Below are 21,043 nucleotides of genomic sequence, written 5' to 3' on the forward strand. Positions count from 1 at the left end.
TAAATTGGCATACGAAGCGTATGTTAGTAGGTCCAGAAGCCATGCACAAACCTCGCAAGGAGATGATCGCCGAGACGCGCGCCAAGCTGATCGCGGCCGCCCGCCACGCCTTCGGCACAATCGGCTATGCCCAGGCGTCGATGGATGATTTCACCGCATCGGCCGGGCTGACGCGTGGCGCACTCTATCATCACTTCGGCGACAAGAAGGGCTTGCTGCAAGCAGTTATCGCCGAAATCGACGGTGAGATGGCGGCGCACGTGAACGAAGTGGCGTCGAGAGCACCGACCCGCTGGCAGCATTTCGTCGACGAATGCACGACCTATATCGAGATGGCGTTGGAGCCGGAAATCCAGCGCATCATGTTCCGGGATGGCCCGGCCGTGCTGGGGGATCCTGCACAATGGCCGAATGCCAATGCATGTGTCGGTTCAATGACCGATCATCTGACCAGGCTGCAGGAGGAGGGCGTGGTCGTTCCCAGCGTCGACCCCGAGACCGCCGCACGGCTGATCAACGGCGCCAGCAGCCAGGCAGCGCAGCGGATCGCCAATTCGAACGACCCCGAAGCGACGTCGAAGTCCGTTGTGGCAGCCTTCAAGCAGTTGCTCGAAGGCTTGCTCAAGAAGCAGGGTTCGCAGCCGGTCTGAAATCCCCATTGCTGACCTGGCGCCACTGCACGCGATTGACAACAGCCGGTTTCAGCGCATCCTCTCGCGCCATCTCTGAGCGGAGATTCGGGGGCATGTGGGATTTCAATATCGGTAGGTCGGTGTCCATCATGATGCGGACCTGGCCCTTCATTGTCTTTCGCATGATCGTCTATTTCGGCATAACGCTGGCTTACATCGTCGCGACCGGCACGGGCGCCTCCGTTGGCTACGGCATTGGCCATATCTCCACCGATCCCGACGGGCCGCTGTCCTTTGCCTTGTGGGGCGGCGTGGTTGGCTTTGGCGTTGTCTCGATCGCCGTCTACTGGATCCGCGAATACATCCTTTATGCCGTCAAGGCCGGCCATATCGCCGTCATGGTCCATCTGGTCGACGGCCGCGACATTCCCGACGGCCAGAACCAGATTGCCTATGCCAAGGACATCGTGACCCAGCGTTTTGCTGAGGCCAACATCCTTTTCGTCGTCGACCAGCTGGTCAAGGGCGCCATTCGCGCCATCACCGGGCTGCTCGGCGGCATCTCCGCCTTCCTGCCGATCCCGGGCCTGAGCGGCCTGGTCAGCTTCATGAACACGGTGATCCGCCTGTCGCTGACCTATGTCGACGAGATCATCCTCGGCTACAACATCCGCATCAATTCAGCCTCGCCGTTCGAGACGGCGCGGCAAGGCGTCGTGCTCTATGCCCAGAACGGCAAGATCATGGTCAAGAACGCCGTTTGGCTGGCTGTCATCATGTGGGGCGTCTCGTTTGTCATCTTCCTGCTGATGTTGGCCCCAGCCGGCGCCATTCTTTTCCTCATGCCCGGGCAGCTTGCCGGCTGGGCTTTCGTGCTCGCCATCGTCTTCGCCTGGGCCTTCAAGGCGGCGTTCATCGAACCCTTCGCCATCGCCTGCCTGATGCAGGTCTATTTCAGGACCATTGAGGGCCAGGTGCCCGATCCCGCCTGGGACGCCCGGCTGGCCGAGGCGTCGTCGAAGTTCAGGGAACTCAAGGACAAGGCGCTGGCCTCCTTCGGCGGTTCGCGCTGGGGCACGGCCGGCGCGACGCGCTGATCGGCAGTGGTCGCCGGCGCGGCATCGAACCCGTTGAGGCGCGTAACGGTCGATTTGAGCGACGCTTCACCTTGCCCGCAAAAGGTCTCGCTCATGATCAGGTCCGGCAGCGGTAAGCGGCGGCCCCAGCCATGCGCTTCGAGGTCCGGCTTTGGCGCGAACTCGGAAACTCGACCGACGCAGAGATAGGCGACCGGCGTAACATGCTCGGGAATTGACAGCAGCTGTTTCAGCGCTTGCGCCTCGATGATGCTCACCCAGCCGACCCCGACGCCTTCGGCGCGCGCCGCCAGCCAGAAATTCTGCACCGCGCAAACCGTGCTGTAGAGGTCCATCTCCGGATTGTGCCAGCGCCCCAGCGGCGAACCCTTCGAACGCTGCCGGTCGCAGGTGATGCAGATGTTGAGCGCGCTTTCGCAGATGCCTTCCAGCTTGAGCTTGCGGTAGAGCGCCTGTCGTTCTTCCGCGATGGCCGGCAGTTCCTGCTCCCGCGCTGCCAGGAACAGGTCACGCACTTTTTGCCGTCGCTCGGCATCGCGAATGACGATGAAATTCCAAGGCTGCATGAAGCCGACCGAGGGCGCATGATGAGCCGCAAGCAGCAGCCGCGCCAGCACCTCATCGTCGAGCGCGGTTGGCAGGAAATGGCTGCGCACGTCGCGCCGCGTGAACATCGCGCGATAGACCGCGTCGCGCGCACTCTGGTCAAATCCGTCGCCAATAGGAGCGGTCATGTATTCCGGCATCGCGTGTCCCCTTGCGATTGCAATCCATTTCATCCGCCTGACCATGCGGATGACGATGCCTGCCAGGCCGGTCTTCTGGCTCGGGATCAACCCGCGTCCGGTGCCTTCCCGTCATCGACAGTGGCATTTACCGGCGCGGTCCCCCTTACAGCGTTGGGCACGCCACGGAATTCAACCGTGTTCCCGATTCTCCCGCTTGCGGCGAGCACCAGGCAGTGGCAGCTAGCTTACGCCGAAGCGCTGACGACGCCAATGCCTGCAGCGACACCAATGGACGCATGTGTGATTTTCCCCAGCCATCAGGCCACAACGCATGGCCATCGCGACGTCGGGGCACTAGATAGGGGAGATGGCCACTCGTCTCTATACCCATCCGATCTTCCTTGAGCACATCACGCCGCCCGGTCACCCCGAGCGGCCTGACCGCTTGCGCGCCATCGAGCGGGTGCTCGACGATGAAGCTTTTGTCGCCCTCGATCGCATCCGGGCGCCGGAAGGCGACGAGGCCACCATTCTCTACGCGCATCCCGCCGATTTCGTCGCCCGCGTCCGCGCCGCCATTCCCGACGAGGGCATCGCCCGCATCGACGCCGACACGTCAGTCAGCCCGAAGAGCTGGCAAGCGGCGATCACCGCGATCGGCGCCGCCAATGCCGCCGTCGACGATGTCTTTGCCGGCCGCGCCGACAACGTCTTCGTCGCCGCGCGGCCGCCCGGCCACCATGCTGAAAAAACCACGGCCATGGGTTTCTGCCTCTTCAACACGGCGGCGATCGCCGCGCGCTACGCTCAGAAGAAACATGGCGTCGAGCGCGTTGCGGTCGTCGACTGGGACGTGCATCACGGCAACGGCACGCAAGATATTTTCTGGGACGATCCGTCGGTGCTCTATTGCTCGACGCACCAGATGCCGCTTTATCCCGGCACCGGTGCAAAGAGCGAGACCGGCGCCGGCAACATCGTCAACGCGCCACTGGCGCCGCAGACCGGCAGCGAGGTTTTCCGCGATGCCTTGCTGTCGCGTGTCCTGCCGGCGCTCGACAATTTCGCGCCCGACCTGATCATCATTTCGGCCGGTTTCGACGCGCATCATCGCGATCCGCTGGCCGAAATCAACCTGACAGAGGATGATTTCGACTGGGCGACCGGCCAGCTTATGCAGCGCGCCACGCGCCACAGCGGCAACCGGCTCGTCAGCCTGCTAGAGGGTGGCTACGATCTGCAGGGACTGGCATTTTCGGTCGCCGCCCATGTCGGGCGACTGATGAAAGGATGAATGATGGCTGGTGAGACCAACGAAGACGTCAAGGCGATGAGCTTCGAGCAGGCACTCGACGCGCTGGAAAAGATCGTCGATGACCTGGAACGTGGCGACGTGCCGCTCGACCAGTCGATCAGGATCTATGAGCGCGGCGAGGCGCTGAAGGCGCATTGCGACAGGCTGCTGAAGGCCGCCGAGGACAAGGTCGAGAAGATCAGGCTGTCGCGCGACGGCAAGCCGGTTGGAACCGAGCCGCTCGACGCCGACTGAGTCATGCTTCCCGAACGATGGTCTTGCCTCACCGGCTTTTGGACATGATCATGCTCGAGGATAACAGCCGTCCCGATTGAAACGCCTTCAGGACAAGAGGAGGTTCGGAAACGATGTGCAGAAACATCAAGACCCTGTTCAATTTTGATCCGCCGGCAACCAATGACGAGGTGCGCGACGCCGCACTTCAGTTTGTCCGCAAATTGAGCGGAACGACGCGACCTTCGAAGCAGAACCAGCACGCCTTCGATCATGCGGTCGAAGCCATCGCGGCATCGGCGCGTGAGCTTCTCGATTCCCTCGAAACCCATCAGCATCCTCGCAATCGCGAAGAGGTGGCCGCCAAGGCGCGGGCAAAATCGGCGATCCGGTTTGCCTGATGCGACAGGCAGGCACGGCCGCCGACAAGGAGAGTCCATGAGCTTCTTCCCCGGGAAAGACCCTGAAGTCGGCGACGCCTTTGCCAGCGACCAGATCGAGCTGATGGTCATTCCAAACGCCAAGGACATCGGTGGTTTCCAGGTCCGCCGCGCTCTGCCGACCGCAAAAAGGCGGCTCGTCGGGCCTTTCATCTTCTTCGACCGCATGGGCCCGGCGATCCTGCGCGCGGGCCAGGCGCTCGATGTCCGTCCGCATCCGCATATCGGGCTGTCGACGGTGACCTATCTGTTCGACGGCAAGATCAGGCATCGCGATTCACTCGGCACCGAAATGGTCATCCAGCCCGGCGACGTGAATTTGATGACCGCTGGCCGCGGCATCGTCCATTCCGAGCGCACGCCGGAGGAATTGCGTGGCGCGCCGATGTCTGTTTCCGGCCTGCAGACATGGCTGGCACTGCCGGACGGCAAGGAGGAAGTGGCTCCGGTTTTCGAGAACACGGCTGCCCTGCGGCTCCCCGAGATCGATGCCGAAGGCGTCAGCGGGCGCGTCGTCATCGGCGACTTCCAGGGACTGCGGTCCCCCGTGAGGGCTTACTCCGAGACGCTTTATGCCGACCTCAGGCTGGCGCCTGGCGCCAGCGTGAAAATCCCGGCCGATGCCGAGGAGCGCGCCATCTACACGCTCGAAGGCGAGGTTTCGATTTCAGGCGATGTTTTTCCGGCGGAGCGGCTGTTGGTGTTTCGGCCCGGCGACGAGATCGTCGTGTCGTCGGAAGGCGGTGCGCATTTCATGCTATTCGGCGGCGCCTCGCTCGGCTCGAAGCGTTACATCTGGTGGAATTTCGTCTCGTCCTCCAAGGAGCGCATCGAACAGGCCAAGCAGGAATGGAAGACCGGCCGCTTCGATATCGTTCCCGGAGATGAGGAAGAATTCATCCCGTTGCCGGAAAGCTGATGCATGTCGCCCAAAAGTGGCCGGGTTTTGGGACCTAAAGCCTGATCCGCGTCACAGACACGCATTTACTTTCGCCGGCGGCCGGCCTATCCCGCCCATGAACAGAAAGCCTGAGCAGGCCTACCCGTGAATTCAACGCCGCACACGCCGCTTCTCGACAAGGTCCGCATCCCGGCCGACCTGCGCACGCTTGCCGAGAGTGAATTGCCGCAACTGGCATCCGAGCTTCGTGCCGAACTGATCGACGCGGTGTCCCACACCGGCGGCCATCTTGGCGCCGGCCTTGGCGTGGTCGAGCTGACGGTGGCGCTGCACTATGTCTTCAACACCCCGGATGACCGGCTGATCTGGGATGTCGGCCACCAGGCCTATCCGCACAAGATCCTGACCGGCCGTCGCGACCGTATCCGCACCTTGCGCCAGGAAGGGGGCCTGTCCGGCTTCACCCGTCGCGCCGAGAGCGAATACGATCCCTTCGGCGCCGCTCACTCCTCGACATCGATATCGGCCGGCCTCGGCATGGCCGCCGCCCGCGACCTCTCCGGCGGCCGCAACAACGTCATCGCCGTCATCGGCGATGGCGCCATGTCGGCCGGCATGGCATACGAGGCGATGAACAATGCCGGCGCGCTCGATGCCCGGCTGATCGTCATCCTCAACGACAACGACATGTCGATTGCGCCGCCGACCGGCGCGATGAGCGCCTATCTGGCGCGTCTGGCCTCGGGCAAGACCTATGTCGGCCTGCGCGACTTCGGCAAGAAACTGACCTCCTATCTCGGCAAGCGCGCCGACCGTGCGATCACCCGGGCGGTCGAGCATGCACGCGGCTACGTCACCGGCGGCACGCTCTTCGAGGAGCTCGGCTTCTATCACATCGGCCCGATCGACGGTCACAATCTCGAGCATCTGATCCCGGTCCTGAAGAACGTCCGCGACAATGGCGAAGGCCCGGTGCTGATCCATGTCGTCACCCAGAAGGGCAAGGGCTACGCGCCGGCCGAAGCCGCCGCCGACAAGTATCACGGTGTCAACAAATTCGATGTCATCACCGGTGCGCAGGCCAAGGCGCCGGCCAACGCGCCAGCCTACACCAAGGTGTTCGCCGAAAGCCTGGTCCAGGAGGGCCGCGAGGATGACCGCATCGTCGCCGTCACCGCCGCCATGCCGAGCGGCACCGGCCTCGACCTGTTCGGTGAAGCATTTCCCTCGCGGATCTTCGATGTCGGCATCGCCGAACAGCACGCGGTGACCTTCGCCGCCGGCCTCGCCACCGAAGGTTACAAGCCGTTCGCCGCTATCTATTCGACCTTCCTGCAGCGCGCCTACGACCAGGTCGTCCACGACGTCGCGATCCAGAAACTACCGGTGCGCTTTCCCATCGACCGCGCCGGCTTCGTCGGCGCCGATGGCGCCACCCATTGCGGCGCCTTTGACACCACCTTCCTGGCGACCCTGCCGGGTTTCGTGGTTATGGCAGCAGCAGACGAGGCGGAACTGCGCCACATGGTGCGCACCGCCGCAAGCTATGATGACGGTCCGATCGCCTTCCGCTATCCGCGCGGCAATGGCGTCGGCGTCGACATGCCGGAGCGCGGCGCTGTCCTCGAAATCGGCAAGGGCCGCGTCGTCAGGGAAGGCAGCAAGGTCGCGCTTCTGTCCTTCGGGACCAGGCTGCAGGATTGCCTGATCGCCGCCGAGGAGCTTGGCGCAGCCGGGCTTTCCACCACGGTCGCCGATGCCCGTTTCGCCAAGCCGCTCGATGAGGATCTGATCCGCCGGCTGGCCCGCTCGCACGAGGTTCTGGTAACGGTGGAAGAGGGCGCCGTCGGCGGCTTCGCCAGCCATGTGTTGCAGTTCCTCGCCCATGAGGGCTTGCTGGAAAGTGGCCTGAAGGTACGCCCGCTGGTGCTGCCCGACGCGTTCACCGACCACGCCAAGCCGGAAAAGATGTATGCCGATGCCGGGCTTGATGCCGCCGGCATCGTGCGCACGGTGTTCATCGCCCTCGGCCATACAGCCCGCGCCCAGCGCGCCTGAATCAAAGTCTCAAGGGCTTGAATCAGTTTGCCGGCTTGATGCCTTAACGCCTTGTTAACGCTACCGTTTGGCGCTTTGCTTACCGTGTCTCTTGGCCGTTTTTCAACGGCGCCCTGCTAGATCCTGACCAGGCAGGGAGACAAAAACAATGAGAACGCTTCTGTGCGGCGTGGCGCTTTCAGCGGTCATCGTCGCGCCGGTCGCCGCCGAAACGCGCTATGATCGCAGCCTTGAAAAGGCGGCCATGGGCATCATCGCTGGCAAGATGGGCGATATCCGCGGCGGCTTTTCCTACAAGCAGGCGCCGCAGCTGGTGGTCCTGCCGGACCCTGTGCCGGCGCCTGCGCCTGCGACCGAGCATCCGGGCGAGCAGGCTTCGGGAAATCGGGATGACGGTTTGTCTCCAGCCGTCGATCGCCGGGTTTCGCGAACCATTTTCTAGAGCATGCCGCCGTCCAAGCGCGGCGCGCTTTAGAACCACATGTCGCGCACGCAGCGGCCATCGCGCGGCAGGTCGTCGTAAGTGTCGAGGCCATCGAAATGGTCGATCGGCAAGTCGGCGACGGCCTCCGGCGGCGCAAGCCTTACATTGACGGCGATTCGAGTGCGGCCAGTGGCGTGGGAGCCCAAGCCACGCCAGGCGAGCACGCAAGCGCAAGTGGGACAGAACAGGATCTCAAGCGAGGGCGTGTCCTTTCCGGGGCGCGTATAGCTCTTCATCGGCCCCGCGACGCGGATGCGTTCGTCGACATAATCGTAAGCCCAGAGCGCGCCATAGCGGCGGCAAAGCGTGCAACTGCACGCGGTGATCGGCCCGGGATCGCCCTCCAGGGTCCAGTGGGTCGCACCGCAGTGGCAGGTTCCTGTCAGCATTCGTCCTTCCTCGTTCGGACAGTACGGCGCTCCTGCTTGGTATTGTGCCGGGCCGATGCGATGCTCGCAAGCGGCGCAGCGGCTTGAAGTGTTCGCATGCTTCGAACGATGTTCCTTGTCCCGCCCCAATATCCTTGCCTTCGCGACCGGCTTTCGCCATGAAGGCCAATGAACTCGCCTCTGCCAGCCAGCCCCCGCCAGCGGCTCGACGACCTGCTCGTCCAGCGGGGCCTTTTTGCCAGCCGTTCGCGCGCCCGCGACGCGGTCGAGCGTGGCACGGTGATGGTGGACGGCGTCATAGCCCGCAAGCCCGGCCAGAACGTTCCGCCGCAATGCCTGATCGCCATTGATGATCCGGCGCAAGGCTATGTGTCGCGCGCGGCGCTGAAACTGATCGGTGGGCTCGACCATTTCGGCCTCGATCCAGCCGGCCGTGAAGCGCTAGACATCGGCGCCTCGACCGGCGGCTTCACCCAGGTGCTGCTCGAGCGCGGCGCGGCCCACGTCACCGCCATCGATGTCGGGCACGGCCAGATGCATGCCGATATCGGCGGCGATCCGCGTGTAACTGTCATCGAGGGCCTGAACGCGCGCGATCTCACAGCCGATGATCTGGCCGGCCGCATCCCGGATTTCGTCGTCTCCGATGTCAGCTTCATTTCGTTGAAACTGGCGCTGCCGCCGGCGCTTGGCCTTGCGAAGGCTGGTGCCGGTGCCATGTTTCTGGTCAAGCCGCAATTCGAGGCGGGCCGCGAAGCGATCGGCAAGGGCGGCCTGTTGAAGGATCCCTACGACGCCGCCCGTGTCGCCGGCCTGCTGCAGGATTGGCTGGACGCTGTTCCAGGCTGGCGTTCGCTGGGCCTGCATTTGTCGCCGATCGAAGGCGGCGACGGTAATCGCGAATTCCTGCTCGGTGGGATCAAGGATCGATGAGCGCGCGGTTCAGCATCAGGAAACTTGGCGCCCAGGGCGACGGCATCGCCGAGACCGAGAGCGGCGATCTGTTCATTCCCTTCACACTACCCGGCGAGGTCGTCACCGCCGCGCGCGAAAAAGACCGTGCCACGCTGATGGCGGTGCTGGAGGCTTCGCCGCTGCGCATCGATCCCGCCTGCCGCCATTTCACGGAATGCGGCGGTTGCGCGCTCCAGCATTTCGAAGCCGCAGCCTATCGCCAATGGAAACGCGAAAAGGTGGTGCACGCGCTGAAGGGCAAGGGCATCGATTGCGACATCGGCGAACTGGTCGCCTGCGCGCCGCACACGCGCCGCCGCGTCGTGCTCGCCGCGCGGCGCACCGATACTGGCATGCTGCTCGGCTTCAATCGCCATCTGTCGCCGGAAATCATCTCGATATCGGAATGCCCGATCTCGCTGCCCGAGATCGTCAGCGCGTTCGATCGGCTGAAGGCGCTCGCCGAACTGGTGTGCGCCACCACCAAATCGTTCCGGCTGGCGGTCACCGTGACCGGGTCGGGCCTTGACGTCGCAGTCTACGAGTCCGGCAAACTGGGCGAACACCAGCGTCGGATCGCTTCCAACTTCGTGTTGGCTCAGGGATTTGCCAGGCTGTCCATCGATGACGAGATCATCATCGAGCCAAGGAAGCCTGTGGTCATGTTCGGCAATGTCGCTGTCGCCGTGCCGCCGGGCGCCTTCCTGCAAGTGACCGAGGCCGCCGAACAGACCATGGCCGACATCGTCGGCGGACATCTGAAGCGCGCCAAGAAGGTCGCCGATCTGTTCGCCGGTTGCGGCAGCTTTGCCTTGCGGCTGGCAGAGAAGTCGGAAGTCCATGCGGTCGAAGGCGATGCGGCAGCCCTTTCGGCGCTCGACCGGGGCTCGCGCTTCGCGACCGGCCTGAAGCGGGTGACGGGCGAGCGCCGCGACCTGTTCCGCCGGCCGCTGACCTTCAAGGAATTGAATGGCTTCGACGGCCTGGTGTTCGACCCGCCACGCGCCGGCGCCGAGGACCAGTCGAAGCAGATCGCACGCTCGGACGTTCCGTTTGTCGCGGCCGTATCCTGCAATCCGGTCACGCTGGCTCGCGACCTGCGAATCCTGCTCGACGGCGGCTACACATTGAAAAGCGTGACGCCGATCGACCAGTTCCTGTGGTCGCCGCATGTCGAGGCCGTGGCGCTTCTGGAGAAGCCCAAACGAAGGCGGTAGCGCTGTTCGCATTTCCTTCGGTTCACGCGCGAACCGAAAATGATCACATTTTCTTGAGGTTTCGGCGTCAGGCGGGTTTGCCGAAATCGCGCCGCGAAGCCGCCTCTTTGCGACCGTCTATTTTGGAAATCACTGGAGGAAGGAACCATCCTGCTCCATCACCGTTTCCATACTTGGTGGCCAGAAATGCGGACGCTCCAGAAATTCCTAGGCTTCTTCCTCCTCTTCATTTTCGTGGCCGCTTCGGTGACCGGTGCCCTCGCGCAGAGCGAAAAACGCCTCGCTTTCGTCATCGGCAATGCGGCCTATCCGTCTGGTGCGCTAGCGACGCCCGCCAATGATGCCGGGCTGATCGGCCAGACCTTGCAGGCAGCAGGGTTCGATGTTGTAGGTGCCCGCGACGTCGACCAGGAATCGCTGCGCGGCGCGCTACGCGATTTCCTTGGCAAGGTTTCTGCTGCCGGTCCCGACGCGGTGGTCTTCATCTATCTCGCCGGCCAGGGCGTACAGTTCGAAGGCGAGAATTACTTCTTGCCTGTCGATGCCCAGATCGCCAATCCAACCGACGTCCCGCTTCAGGGGATGCGGCTCTCCGATGTCACGAAGTCGCTGGCTGGACTGCAGACGAAGGTCAATATCGTCGTGCTCGATGCGGCGCGGCCGAATGCATTCCCGCAGACGAACCAGCCGCTGGCCGGAGGTCTTGCACTGGTCGATCCCGATCCGAACATGCTTGTTGCGTTCAATGCCGCCCCGGGTACGGTCGCGCCTGAAGGCAAAGGTCCATACGGTGCCTATGCCCAGGCGCTGGCGGAGATGATGCGCGAAGGCGGCCTGCCGCTTGACGATGTCTTCGATCGCACGCGCCTGCGCGTCAACGAGGTGACCCAGGGCGCGGAAGTTCCGTGGGGCGCCTCAAAGATCACGGCGCCCTTCGTCTTCTTCGACCGCGCTCCGGACGCGCCCGCGCCCAGGGTCTCGGAGGCTGAGTCCCAAGCCAACCGGACCAGAGAGATCCGCGACTTCGACGCCCGCGATGCCTATGTCGCGGCCCTCGACCGCGACACGCTCAGCGGTTACGAGGATTTCGTCGGCGCCTACCCGCGCAATCCAATGGCCAAGCGCGTGCGTGCCATCATCGCTGCTCGGCGCGAAGCAATCACTTGGCGCGAAACCTGGCTCCGGGACACCCCGGAAGCCTACTGGTCCTACCTCGATCGCTATGCGCACGGCCCGCATGCCTGGGATGCCCGCCGCCGGCTGGAGCATTTCGATGCAGCGCTGGAGCCGCCGGAGGACTTTACCGTCTATGACTACGACGTGCCGCCGCCGCCACCGGAAGAGATCATCTATGTCGACCGGCCCGTGCTCTATTTCGATGATCCGGATTTCGACTTCGAGCCACCACCGCCTGTCGCGGTGATCTTCCTGCCGCCGCCTCCGTCGGATTTTGTCGTGTTGGCGCCGCCGCGGCCGGCAGTCGATGTCTTTGTCCTGCCGGCGCCGGTCTTCGTGCCGGTGCCGGTGTGGGTCAACCCGCCGCACAACATTGCGCCGCCGCCCGACAACGTCATCTTCAACAACATCCACAACACGACCGTCATCAACAACACGACGATCAATACCGAGAACAATCAGGCAGGGCAGGGTGGCGGCGGCCGCACCACCGGCCAGAAGCTGACCGGCGCCGCTGTTGGACTGGGCGCCGCAGCGCTCGCGACCAAGGTGGCGCTGCCGCCGCTGCTGCATAAGAAGGCCGTGCTCTCTAACCAGAAGCCTGCCGCTCCGGGCAAACTCGGCCAGGGTGTGACGCAAGGCCGGCAGCCTCCCGGCGCAAAGCCGGTCTCGAAGACGCTCTCAACTGATCACACCCTGCCGGGAGCGAACGGCAAGACGCTGCCACTCGTTAATGGCAAACCGCCGGTGCTCAACGGCCAGAATCTGCCCAACAACAAGTCCAAGAAGCTGCTTGGCAAGCAAGGCACCCTGGGCGGCAACCAGCAGGCTACGGGAAATGCCGGCGCTGCCGTTACCGGACAGGGCAATGGCCAGCAGAACGGAGGTGGCAATGGGCAGGGCAAGAACGGCAAGTTCAGCAGGCTGCCGACCGTCAACGGTGCACCGGCCGGGCAGCGCCCGAACGTGCAGGAGAGGATCAAGAAGAACAATCCAGCTGTCTTCTCCGACCAGGGTGGCGGCAAGCCGAAGAAGCTGACGCGCAAGGATCTGTCCGCCGGCCAGGGCGTTGTCGGACCGAGCGATCAGGCTCCGGGAAACGGGAACAAGAAGTTCCGCAAGCCGCAGAACGGCGGTGGAGGCTCCGCCGGCCCGCAAGTCAACGTCCAGCGGAATTTCAAGGTCAACAAGCCGAACGAGAATCCGCAGCGCCAACTCAAGCTGCAGGAGAAGCCGAACGTGAAAGTGTTCTCCAAGCCGCAGAAGCCGGAGTTCCATGCTCAGCCCAGGCCCCAGGTCCAGGAGCGGCGTCCGCCGCAACAGCCCAATCAGCAGCCGCCGCGAGGCAACAAGAAGCCTGCCTGCGGACACCCGGGCGAGCCTCCATGCAAGCAGTAGGCAGGAGTGAGGCAGGGATTGCCCGCCGGTCGCCGGGCACCGAACCTTCAAAAAGCTGAAGCGCTCTGGTCTGGTAGGCCGCTCAGTCTACGAGCTTGGAAGCATTCGTGAGGGTTTTCGACGTGCCGCCCCGTTGGTTGATCGACACCCACGTGTTTGGGTTTTGCTGGGACTGGCGTTTGAGGAAGTAATAGCCCGTCGCATTCCAAGGTCTGATCTCATCGACCAGGTTGTCCAGGACAAGATCGCCCTTATCGGTTTTCACCGTCAGGATGGTGTGGCCTTCATTGTCCAGGTCGCGCACCACGGTCATCAGTAGCGCCTGCCGGGGGAATCCCGCCTCCAGAAGAAGCTTGCGCTTGTAGAGAGCGTAGATCTTGCAGTCGCCCTTGCCGTCCACGGGGTAATCCCAATGGTCCACCATCGTGCCCCAGTGGTCGAAATTGCTGACCGGTTTGATGAAGCTGTTCGCCTTCTGATTTATCCGCTTGAGGATGCGCAGGTTCTGCGCGGTCAGCTTGACATTCGCGGCCGGCAGAGCGGGCACCTTGCACTCTTTTGGTCGGCGATGGCAGAAATCGACCCAACCGTAGGGGACGCTGGTGCTTGCACCGACTGTGGCAGAGCGCAGCCCTTGCAGGGAAGATTGCGTCGATCGCGACTTGAACAATGTCGACTGAGCTTCAGCCGGGCTGGCTTGCAGCGATGTCGCACCGATCAACGAAACGAAGCCAAGTAGGAAAGAGGAAGTGAGAACGCCGGGGACATGCCGCATTGCCAAAACACCACCGCAACCAGGAAGCTGGTGCTGCGTTCGTGCGCAAAAGGCAGCCCAGGCAGTTAGAGACTTAATAATTTCCTAACGTGGATTGTGTTCGCTTCAAGGTGCCGAAAGGGATTCGGCTGGAAAGCGCCGTCTTTGGCCCAGAACCCCGGCAGGATCGAGCAACGTTGCGACGCCCGGCGCCTGTCAGATTGGCGATTTTGAGTCTGGCTTGGTCGGCCGCACCAGGTACATTCAAACCCGCGTGCCGCCCACCGTCATCTGGTTCATTCGGAGATGCGGTTGGCCGACGCCGACCGGCACGCCCTGTCCGGCCTTGCCGCACATGCCGATGCCGGTATCGAGTTGCATGTCGTTGCCGATCATGGCCACGCGGTGCATGGCGTCTGGCCCGTTGCCAATCAGCATTGCGCCCTTGATCGGCTGGGTCACCTTGCCGTTCTCGATCATGTAGGCCTCGGTGCAGCCGAACACGAACTTGCCCGAGGTGATGTCGACCTGGCCGCCGCCGAAGGAGACGGCATAGATACCGTTCTTGACCGAGGCGATGATTTCGTCCGGCTCCATGTCGCCCGCGGTCATGAAGGTGTTGGTCATGCGCGGCATCGGCTGGTGGGCATACCCTTCACGCCGCCCGTTACCTGTCGCAGTCATGCCCATCAGCCGTGCGTTCTGGCGATCCTGCATGTAGCCAACCAGTCTGCCGTCCTCGATCAGCACGTTGCGGGCCGTCGGGGTACCTTCATCGTCGACGGTGAGCGACCCGCGCCGCTCCGGCATGGTGCCGTCGTCGACGACGGTCACCCCCTTGGCGGCGACCTGCTGGCCCATCAGGCCGGCGAAAGCCGAGGTCTTCTTGCGGTTGAAGTCACCCTCGAGCCCATGGCCGACAGCCTCATGCAGCATGACGCCCGGCCAGCCGCTGGACAGCACGATGTCGAAGGTGCCAGCCGGCGCCGGTATGGCCTCGAGATTGACCAGCGCTTGCCTCAGCGCCTCCTTGGCGGCGTGCTTCCAGCTGTCCTCGACAAGGAAGTCGCCGAAGGCCTTGCGTCCGCCCATGCCGTAGGAGCCGCTCTCCTGGCGGTCGCCATCGCCGACGACGACAGAAACGTGGACTCGGACCTGCGGGCGGATGTCGCGCACAACCTGGCCATCGGCGCGCACGATCTCGACATGCTGCCAGGATGAGGACAGCGAGGCAGAAACCTGGCGCACGCGAGGATCCTCGGCGCGCAGCCAGGCGTCGATTTCCTGCAGCAGCTTTGCCTTGACCTCGAAAGAGGGGGAGGGGATCGGATTCTCTTCACCATAGAGATGGCGGTTGGTGCGGGCCGGTGCCGCGGCCAGCGTGCCGGAATAGCCGCCCTTGACGGTTGAAACAGCGTCGGCGGCGCGCAGCAGCGAGGCCTCGGAAAGGTCGCTGGAATGGGCATAGCCGCTGGCTTCGCCAGCAACGGCGCGCAGGCCAAACCCTTGGTCGGTGTTGAAGTTGGCGGTCTTCAGCCGGCCGTTGTCGAACATCAGCGCTTCGCTCTCGCTGTATTCGAGAAACAGTTCGCCGTCGTCGGCGCCATTGATGGTCTCAGTGACAATCTGCTTGATGCGATCGTCTGAAATGTCGAATTGGCCGATCAGGCTGTTCATGGCGCGTCCGTTCACAGGAGAAATGCTTCTTTAGCCACGATGTAGGCGCGAAGGTGCCCGGAGACAATCGCCCCGCTGCATTGTCACGACAAATGCGATCGTCGACAGCCCATCGACGTCACTTTTGGTTGATGAGATCCTTGATGTCGCCGGTCTTGAATCCCAGTTCGAGAACCGTTCCTCAAGGTTGGCCCTGGTGACGCCCAAGGAAGGTGACATCCATCCTGACGTTGGATTCTTCGCAAGCGCCGAGGTCTCAGGGCAGGGCGGCGAAACCGTCAGCGAAACCCTTGAGGTCGACGGGGATGCCGATGCCTTCTTCCGGGGTCTGGAAGACGATGAAGGTGGCCGACGTGCCGGTCTTCAACGTGTCGAGCAGCGGCTTTTCGAGAATGACTTCGGCATAGCAGCCATCCTGGAAGCAGCGCACGAAATAGGCGCGGCCGATATCCTTGCCGTCGACGTTGAGGCCGAGACCGTTGGGCAAAAGCACGCCGAGCGGCGCCAGCACGCGCAGGATCTCCGCCTTGTTGTCGGCTGTGCGCAGCACGACCACCGACAGCCCCATCTCGGGACGGTCCTCGGCGACGACGTTCTGCATCATCACGCATTGCTCGGAGGTGGCGCCGGCCGGCGTGTCGCAGATGATCGACCACGCGCCATGCGTCGAGCGGACGGTGCCGCTCGGCTGCGCGGCATTTGCCTGGCTGGACAAGCCGACAACGGGCTGGCCGATAACGGACGGGCCGATTGCGGACAAGGCGGCGAGAAAGATGACCTTCGCCAAGATTCTCGAAAGCGCCAAGATTCTCGAAAGCGCCAAGATTCCCGAAAGCGCAAGTCTCGAAAGCCAAGAGTTCATGACGGCTCCATTGCGAATCACGGCACTTTAAGCCGCGCCAAAGCCAAGTAAAGGACGAGACCGCAACCGGTCTGCCCCGAAACAGCCAATACGGCGCTTTTCTTAGCCAATTTCGCCCGAATTGCGACGGTCGGCACGCCCGGCCCGCAGGAATGTGGCCATGGCCGATCATATGCGATTCGGGACCGTTGCCGCTGCCTTGAAAGGCACATCCGGGCTTGCGCGCAAAAATGCCGCACGGTTTCGCCCGCTCCTTTCTTGCGGAGGGAAAAAGAGTATGGTTTGAACCACCTTGAGACTGTCGGGATTCCCGTCCCGGCATTGTTCGATATTCTCGTGGGCATAGCCTCGAGGAACTGGGAGACGATGAGGGCGATGAGAAAATTCCTAGCAGGCGCAAGTGCCGCTGCCACGTTTTTCGCCGGCGCATCCGCCCATGCCGATCAGCCCAGGGACTGGGAGACCGGCTTCCAGGCGCCGGCGACCGATATGATGCGGCAGATCGAGTGGTTCGGGAACTACACGATGTGGTTCATCGTCCCGATCACCATACTGGTGCTGTGCCTGCTTGCTTATTGTATCCTCAAATTCCGCGCGAGCGTGAACCCGGTTCCCTCCAAGACCAGCCACAACACGCTGATCGAGGTGATCTGGACTGTCGGCCCGGTCGTCATCCTGCTCTGCATCGCCATTCCTTCGTTCCAGCTGCTGACCGCGCAATACACGCCGCCGGAAGACGCAAAGCTGACCGTCAAGGCGACCGGCAACCAGTGGAACTGGGACTACGAATACCAGACCGAGAACACGATTTCCTTCAACTCCGCGATCCTGCAGGAAGCCGACCGGGCAGCTGCTGGCAAGGAGGATCGCAAGATCTATCCGCGCCTGCTCGCCGTCGACAACGAGATGGTTGTGCCGGTTAACACCATGACCCGCGTCCTGGTGACCGCAACAGACGTGATCCACTCCTTCGCCATGCCGTCGTTCGGCATCAAGATGGACGCGGTTCCCGGTCGCACCAACGAGACCTGGTTCAAGGCCAACAAAGAAGGCCTCTACTATGGCCAGTGCTCGCAGCTCTGCGGCAAGGATCATGCTTTCATGCCGATCGCCATCCGCGTCGTCTCCGATGCGCAATTCAAAAGCTGGCTGGCGGAAGCCAAGACCAACCTGCCGGGCGCCAACAAGGCGCTGATGGCTGAGGTCGACGGCCAGAACAAGGTAGCGGCCGCCGGCAACTGATGCCGCGGCCAATAAAAGATCAGGGAACGGAGCGGAACATGGCAGACGCTGCAGCTCACGACGACCACGACCACAAGCCGTATCACGGCTGGGTCCGGTGGGTGTATTCCACCAACCACAAGGACATCGGCACGCTCTATCTGATCTTTGCGATCTTCGCCGGCATCGTCGGCGGTGCCTTGTCGGTCGCCATCCGCATGGAGCTGCAGGAGCCGGGGATCCAGATTTTCAGCGGCCTCGCGCAAATGGTCTACGGCATGAACGGTGACGCCGCGATCGACGGCGGCAAGAGCATGTACAACGCCTTCGCCACCGCGCACGCGCTGATCATGATCTTCTTCATGGTCATGCCGGCCCTGATCGGCGGTTTTGCCAACTGGATGGTGCCGATCATGATCGGTGCGCCTGACATGGCCTTCCCGCGCATGAACAACATCTCGTTCTGGCTGCTGCCGCCGGCCTTCCTGCTTCTGATCGCCTCGGCCTTCATGCCGAGCGCGCCTGGCGCCTTTGGCGTCGGTGGCGGCTGGACGCTTTATCCGCCGCTGTCGACTTCGGGCCAGCCTGGACCGGCGATGGATCTGGCGATCCTGTCGATCCACATTGCCGGTGCCTCGTCGATCCTTGGCGCCATCAACTTCATCACCACCATCTTCAACATGCGTGCGCCCGGCATGACCATGCACAAGATGCCGCTGTTCGCCTGGTCGGTGCTGGTCACCGCTTTCCTGCTGCTGTTGTCGCTCCCCGTGCTTGCCGGCGGCATCACCATGCTCCTGACCGACCGCAACTTCGGCACGACCTTCTTCGCGCCCGATGGCGGCGGCGATCCGATCCTGTTCCAGCACCTGTTCTGGTTCTTCGGTCACCCTGAAGTCTACATCCTGATCCTGCCGGGCTTCGGCATCATCAGCCACATCGTCTCGACCTTCTCGAAGAAGCCGGTGTTCGGCTACCTCGGCATGGCCTACGCGATGGTCGCCATCGGCGCGGTCGGCTTCATCGTCTGGGCCCACCACATGTACACGACCGGCCTGTCGCTCGACACGCAACGCTACTTCGTCTTCGCCACGATGGTCATTGCGGTGCCGACCGGCGTGAAGATCTTCTCCTGGATCGCCACGATGTGGGGCGGATCGATTTCGCTGAAGCCGCCGATGCTGTGGGCACTGGGCTTCATCTTCCTGTTCACGATTGGCGGCGTCACCGGCGTCCAGCTGGCCAATGCGGGTCTCGACCGCTCGCTGCACGACACCTATTTCGTGATCGCGCACTTCCACTACGTGCTGTCGCTGGGCGCGGTCTTCGCCATCTTCGCCGGCTGGTACTACTGGTTCCCGAAGATGACCGGCTACATGTATTCCTTCGCCATCGCCAACACCCATTTCTGGGTCACCTTCGTCGGCGTCAACCTGATCTTCTTCCCGCAGCATTTCCTCGGCCTCGCCGGCATGCCGCGCCGCACCATCGACTATCCCGACGCGTTTGCCGGCTGGAACATGGTGTCGTCCTACGGTTCGTACATTTCGGCCGTCGGCGTGGCGATCTTCCTCTACGGCGTGTTCGAGGCATTCCAGAAGAAGCGGGTTGCCGGTGCCAATCCGTGGGGCGAAGGCGCCACGACACTGGAATGGCAGCTGCCTTCGCCGCCGCCCTTCCACCAGTGGGAGCAGCTGCCGAAGATCAAGTAAGGCGGCAGCCTCCATGGAATCGAAAGCGCCGGCCTGCCGGCGGTTTTGGCCAAACGGAACGATGGACTTGAGTACGCATGGCCCTAGTCGACGAAACCAGCATTGACGAAGCGGGCTTCCGCATGTCGGAAGCGACGGCGGGCGATTTCTTCGCCCTGCTGAAGCCGCGCGTCATGTCGCTGGTGGTGTTCACCGCCTTCGTCGGATTGGTCGCGGCTCCTGTGACCATCAATCCGTTGCTGGCGGTGATCGCCATCCTGTCGATCGCCATCGGCGCCGGGGCCTCTGGCGCGCTCAACATGTGGTACGATGCCGACATCGACGCGGTGATGACGCGCACCGCATCTCGTCCGGTGCCAGCCGGCCGCATCCGGCCGGGCGAAGCGCTGAGTTTCGGGCTGGTTCTGTCAGTTCTGTCAGTGATGACGCTGGGCGTGCTGGTCAACTGGCTGTCGGCGACGCTTTTGGCCTTCACCATCTTCTTCTATGCCGTCGTCTATACAATGTGGCTCAAGCGCTCGACGCCGCAGAACATCGTCATCGGCGGCGCCGCCGGTGCCATTCCGCCTGTTATCGGCTGGGCCGCTGTAACCGGAAGCGTCAGCCTGGAAAGCTTTGTCCTGTTCCTGATCATCTTCCTGTGGACGCCGCCGCATTTCTGGGCGCTGGCGCTGTTCAAGTCCGAAGACTATGCCCGCGCCGGCATTCCGATGATGCCGAACGTCGCCGGCCAGGCTTCGACCCGCCGCCAGATCTTCGCCTATGCGCTGCTGCTGGCGCCGGTCGGCGTGCTGCCATGGATCCTGGGCTACACCACGCCGGTCTATGGCGTGGCCGCCGTGCTGCTTGGGTTGGGTTTTGTCTGGTACGCTTGGAAAGTGCTTGGCATGACCGACGATGACCGCGTGATGAAGCCGGCCAAGGCCTTGTTTGCCTATTCGTTGCTCTATCTCTTCGCCATCTTCGCTGCCTATCTCGCCGACAGCGTCGTCGAGCGCGCGCTTGCCATGGGTGGAGCATGACCATGATCGAAGAAAAGCTCGAGCTGGTCACGCTGACCGAGCGGCAGAGGAAAGCCAGACGCAATCGTTCTGTCGCCATAGGCCTGGCGCTGGCCGTGCTGGTGATCATTTTCTACATCGCGACGATCGTGAAATTCGGTCATCACCCCGGCTCGATGTGAGAACACGATGAGCCAGGTGACTGCCAGCAGGAAGAACACCAACCGCGTCGTCGCGTTTGTCTGCCTTGCCTTCTTCGGCGGCATGATCGGCATGGCCTATGCCGCAGTGCCGCTCTACAAGATGTTCTGCCAGGCGACGGGCTATGGCGGCACCACGCGGCGCGCCACGCAGCAATACGCGAACCGGGTGCTCGACCGCGACATCGTTGTCCGTTTCGACGCCAACATCGCCGGCGTACCCTGGGATTTCCAGCCGGTCGATCGTTCGATGACGATGAAGATCGGCGAGACCGTGCAGGCGCACTATCAGGCCACCAACAAGTTCGATCGCCCTGTTACCGGCCGCGCCACCTTCAATGTGCAGCCGGAACTGGCAGGTCCCTACTTCAACAAGGTCGAGTGCTTCTGCTTCACCGATACGACGCTGAAGCCCGGCGAGACGCTCGACATGCCGGTCGTGTTCTATGTGGATCCCGATATCGTGAATGTACCGGAACTGAAGGACGTGAAGACAATCACCCTGTCCTATACGATGTTCCCGGTCGAGAAGAGCAAGCCGGTCGCGTCATCAGTGCCGGTCCAAGGCAGCAGCAAGACAATTTCGAATACCGAAGCAAATCTCGGGGGTTGAT

General features: G+C 62.8%; 20 protein-coding genes, 1 pseudogene and 1 riboswitch. Of the genes and pseudogenes, 16 read left to right on the forward strand and 5 right to left on the reverse strand.

All coding sequences use genetic code 11. The features are described from left to right. Window positions 1-41 precede the first annotated feature (41 nt). Window positions 42-650: a TetR/AcrR family transcriptional regulator gene (locus CGZ66_RS38575; protein ID WP_095091921.1), complete on the forward strand. Its 609-nt coding sequence runs from the start codon at window positions 42-44 to the stop codon at window positions 648-650. A gap of 95 nt (window positions 651-745) precedes the next feature. Then, window positions 746-1,729, forward strand: coding sequence for a hypothetical protein (locus CGZ66_RS38580; protein ID WP_245331399.1), 984 nt, complete (start codon window positions 746-748; stop codon window positions 1,727-1,729). A 119-nt stretch (window positions 1,730-1,848) separates the two neighbouring features. On the opposite strand, the pseudogene bluB reads toward CGZ66_RS38580, so the two are convergent. Further along, window positions 1,849-2,520, reverse strand: a pseudogene (gene bluB, locus CGZ66_RS41295) (5,6-dimethylbenzimidazole synthase); the annotation flags it as partial. A 3-nt stretch (window positions 2,521-2,523) separates the two neighbouring features. Continuing rightward, window positions 2,524-2,703, reverse strand: a riboswitch (cobalamin riboswitch). 121 nt (window positions 2,704-2,824) lie between these two features. Between bluB and CGZ66_RS38590 the strand changes: the two are divergent. From CGZ66_RS38590 to CGZ66_RS38615, 6 genes are all read left to right on the forward strand, one after another. Next, window positions 2,825-3,751 (forward strand): histone deacetylase family protein, encoded by a 927-nt coding sequence (locus tag CGZ66_RS38590; RefSeq protein ID WP_095091922.1) that lies wholly within the window; start codon window positions 2,825-2,827, stop codon window positions 3,749-3,751. A 3-nt stretch (window positions 3,752-3,754) separates the two neighbouring features. Next, complete coding sequence (locus CGZ66_RS38595) at window positions 3,755-4,006, forward strand: exodeoxyribonuclease VII small subunit (protein WP_013532792.1); 252 nt, start codon at window positions 3,755-3,757, stop codon at window positions 4,004-4,006. Between the two features lie 113 nt (window positions 4,007-4,119). Beyond that, the gene (locus CGZ66_RS38600; RefSeq protein ID WP_095091923.1) at window positions 4,120-4,386 is read left to right on the forward strand and encodes a DUF2277 domain-containing protein; all 267 of its coding nucleotides are present in this window, start codon (window positions 4,120-4,122) and stop codon (window positions 4,384-4,386) included. Window positions 4,387-4,423: 37 nt separating this feature from the next. Further along, entirely contained in the window at window positions 4,424-5,344 is a 921-nt protein-coding gene (locus CGZ66_RS38605; RefSeq protein ID WP_095091924.1) for a pirin family protein, read from the forward strand. A 126-nt stretch (window positions 5,345-5,470) separates the two neighbouring features. Continuing rightward, window positions 5,471-7,384 (forward strand): 1-deoxy-D-xylulose-5-phosphate synthase, encoded by a 1,914-nt coding sequence (gene dxs, locus CGZ66_RS38610; RefSeq protein ID WP_095091925.1) that lies wholly within the window; start codon window positions 5,471-5,473, stop codon window positions 7,382-7,384. A gap of 148 nt (window positions 7,385-7,532) precedes the next feature. Beyond that, a complete protein-coding gene (locus tag CGZ66_RS38615; protein ID WP_095091926.1) occupies window positions 7,533-7,826 on the forward strand; it encodes a hypothetical protein in 294 nt (97 codons plus the stop codon). A gap of 29 nt (window positions 7,827-7,855) precedes the next feature. Here the strand turns inward: CGZ66_RS38615 and CGZ66_RS38620 are convergent, their stop codons facing one another. Then, window positions 7,856-8,257, reverse strand: coding sequence for a GFA family protein (locus CGZ66_RS38620; protein ID WP_095091927.1), 402 nt, complete (start codon window positions 8,255-8,257; stop codon window positions 7,856-7,858). 168 nt (window positions 8,258-8,425) lie between these two features. Here CGZ66_RS38620 and CGZ66_RS38625 point away from each other — a divergent pair, with 168 nt between their 5' ends. From CGZ66_RS38625 to CGZ66_RS38635, 3 genes are all read left to right on the forward strand, one after another. Then, window positions 8,426-9,190 carry a TlyA family RNA methyltransferase gene (locus CGZ66_RS38625; protein ID WP_095091928.1) on the forward strand — a complete coding sequence of 255 codons (765 nt, stop codon included), beginning with the start codon at window positions 8,426-8,428 and terminating at the stop codon, window positions 9,188-9,190. Further along, on the forward strand, window positions 9,187-10,428 hold the full coding sequence (locus tag CGZ66_RS38630; protein ID WP_095091929.1) for a class I SAM-dependent RNA methyltransferase: 1,242 nt from the start codon (window positions 9,187-9,189) through the stop codon (window positions 10,426-10,428). The genes CGZ66_RS38625 and CGZ66_RS38630 overlap by 4 nt, the downstream gene beginning before the upstream one ends. 186 nt (window positions 10,429-10,614) lie before the next feature. After that, the gene (locus tag CGZ66_RS38635; protein WP_095091930.1) at window positions 10,615-13,002 is read left to right on the forward strand and encodes a caspase family protein; all 2,388 of its coding nucleotides are present in this window, start codon (window positions 10,615-10,617) and stop codon (window positions 13,000-13,002) included. Window positions 13,003-13,084: 82 nt separating this feature from the next. On the opposite strand, the gene CGZ66_RS38640 is transcribed toward CGZ66_RS38635, so the two are convergent. The 3 genes from CGZ66_RS38640 to CGZ66_RS38650 all read right to left on the reverse strand — a co-directional run bounded on the left by CGZ66_RS38640 (window position 13,085) and on the right by CGZ66_RS38650 (window position 16,295). Further along, the gene (locus CGZ66_RS38640; protein WP_167392426.1) at window positions 13,085-13,777 is read right to left on the reverse strand and encodes a transglutaminase-like cysteine peptidase; all 693 of its coding nucleotides are present in this window, start codon (window positions 13,775-13,777) and stop codon (window positions 13,085-13,087) included. Window positions 13,778-14,020: 243 nt separating this feature from the next. Then, window positions 14,021-15,433, reverse strand: a complete 1,413-nt coding sequence (gene tldD, locus CGZ66_RS38645; protein WP_095091931.1) for a metalloprotease TldD — start codon at window positions 15,431-15,433, stop codon at window positions 14,021-14,023. Between the two features lie 256 nt (window positions 15,434-15,689). Then, a complete protein-coding gene (locus tag CGZ66_RS38650; RefSeq protein ID WP_167392427.1) occupies window positions 15,690-16,295 on the reverse strand; it encodes an invasion associated locus B family protein in 606 nt (201 codons plus the stop codon). 375 nt (window positions 16,296-16,670) lie between these two features. Here CGZ66_RS38650 and coxB point away from each other — a divergent pair, with 375 nt between their 5' ends. The 5 genes from coxB (at window position 16,671) to CGZ66_RS38675 (ending at window position 21,042) form a co-directional block, all read left to right on the forward strand. Beyond that, complete coding sequence (coxB, locus tag CGZ66_RS38655; protein ID WP_245331400.1) at window positions 16,671-17,537, forward strand: cytochrome c oxidase subunit II; 867 nt, start codon at window positions 16,671-16,673, stop codon at window positions 17,535-17,537. A gap of 38 nt (window positions 17,538-17,575) precedes the next feature. Next, entirely contained in the window at window positions 17,576-19,228 is a 1,653-nt protein-coding gene (ctaD, locus tag CGZ66_RS38660) for a cytochrome c oxidase subunit I (protein WP_095091932.1), read from the forward strand. A gap of 77 nt (window positions 19,229-19,305) precedes the next feature. Next, the gene (locus CGZ66_RS38665) at window positions 19,306-20,250 is read left to right on the forward strand and encodes a heme o synthase (RefSeq protein ID WP_095091933.1); all 945 of its coding nucleotides are present in this window, start codon (window positions 19,306-19,308) and stop codon (window positions 20,248-20,250) included. Window positions 20,251-20,252: 2 nt separating this feature from the next. Continuing rightward, complete coding sequence (locus CGZ66_RS38670; RefSeq protein ID WP_095091991.1) at window positions 20,253-20,411, forward strand: hypothetical protein; 159 nt, start codon at window positions 20,253-20,255, stop codon at window positions 20,409-20,411. Between the two features lie 7 nt (window positions 20,412-20,418). Continuing rightward, window positions 20,419-21,042, forward strand: coding sequence for a cytochrome c oxidase assembly protein (locus CGZ66_RS38675; protein WP_095091934.1), 624 nt, complete (start codon window positions 20,419-20,421; stop codon window positions 21,040-21,042). Window position 21,043 lies beyond the last annotated feature (1 nt).

Origin of the sequence: Mesorhizobium sophorae (assembly GCF_002270415.1) — a bacterium.
In the GTDB taxonomy this organism is placed as follows: domain Bacteria; phylum Pseudomonadota; class Alphaproteobacteria; order Rhizobiales; family Rhizobiaceae; genus Mesorhizobium; species Mesorhizobium sophorae.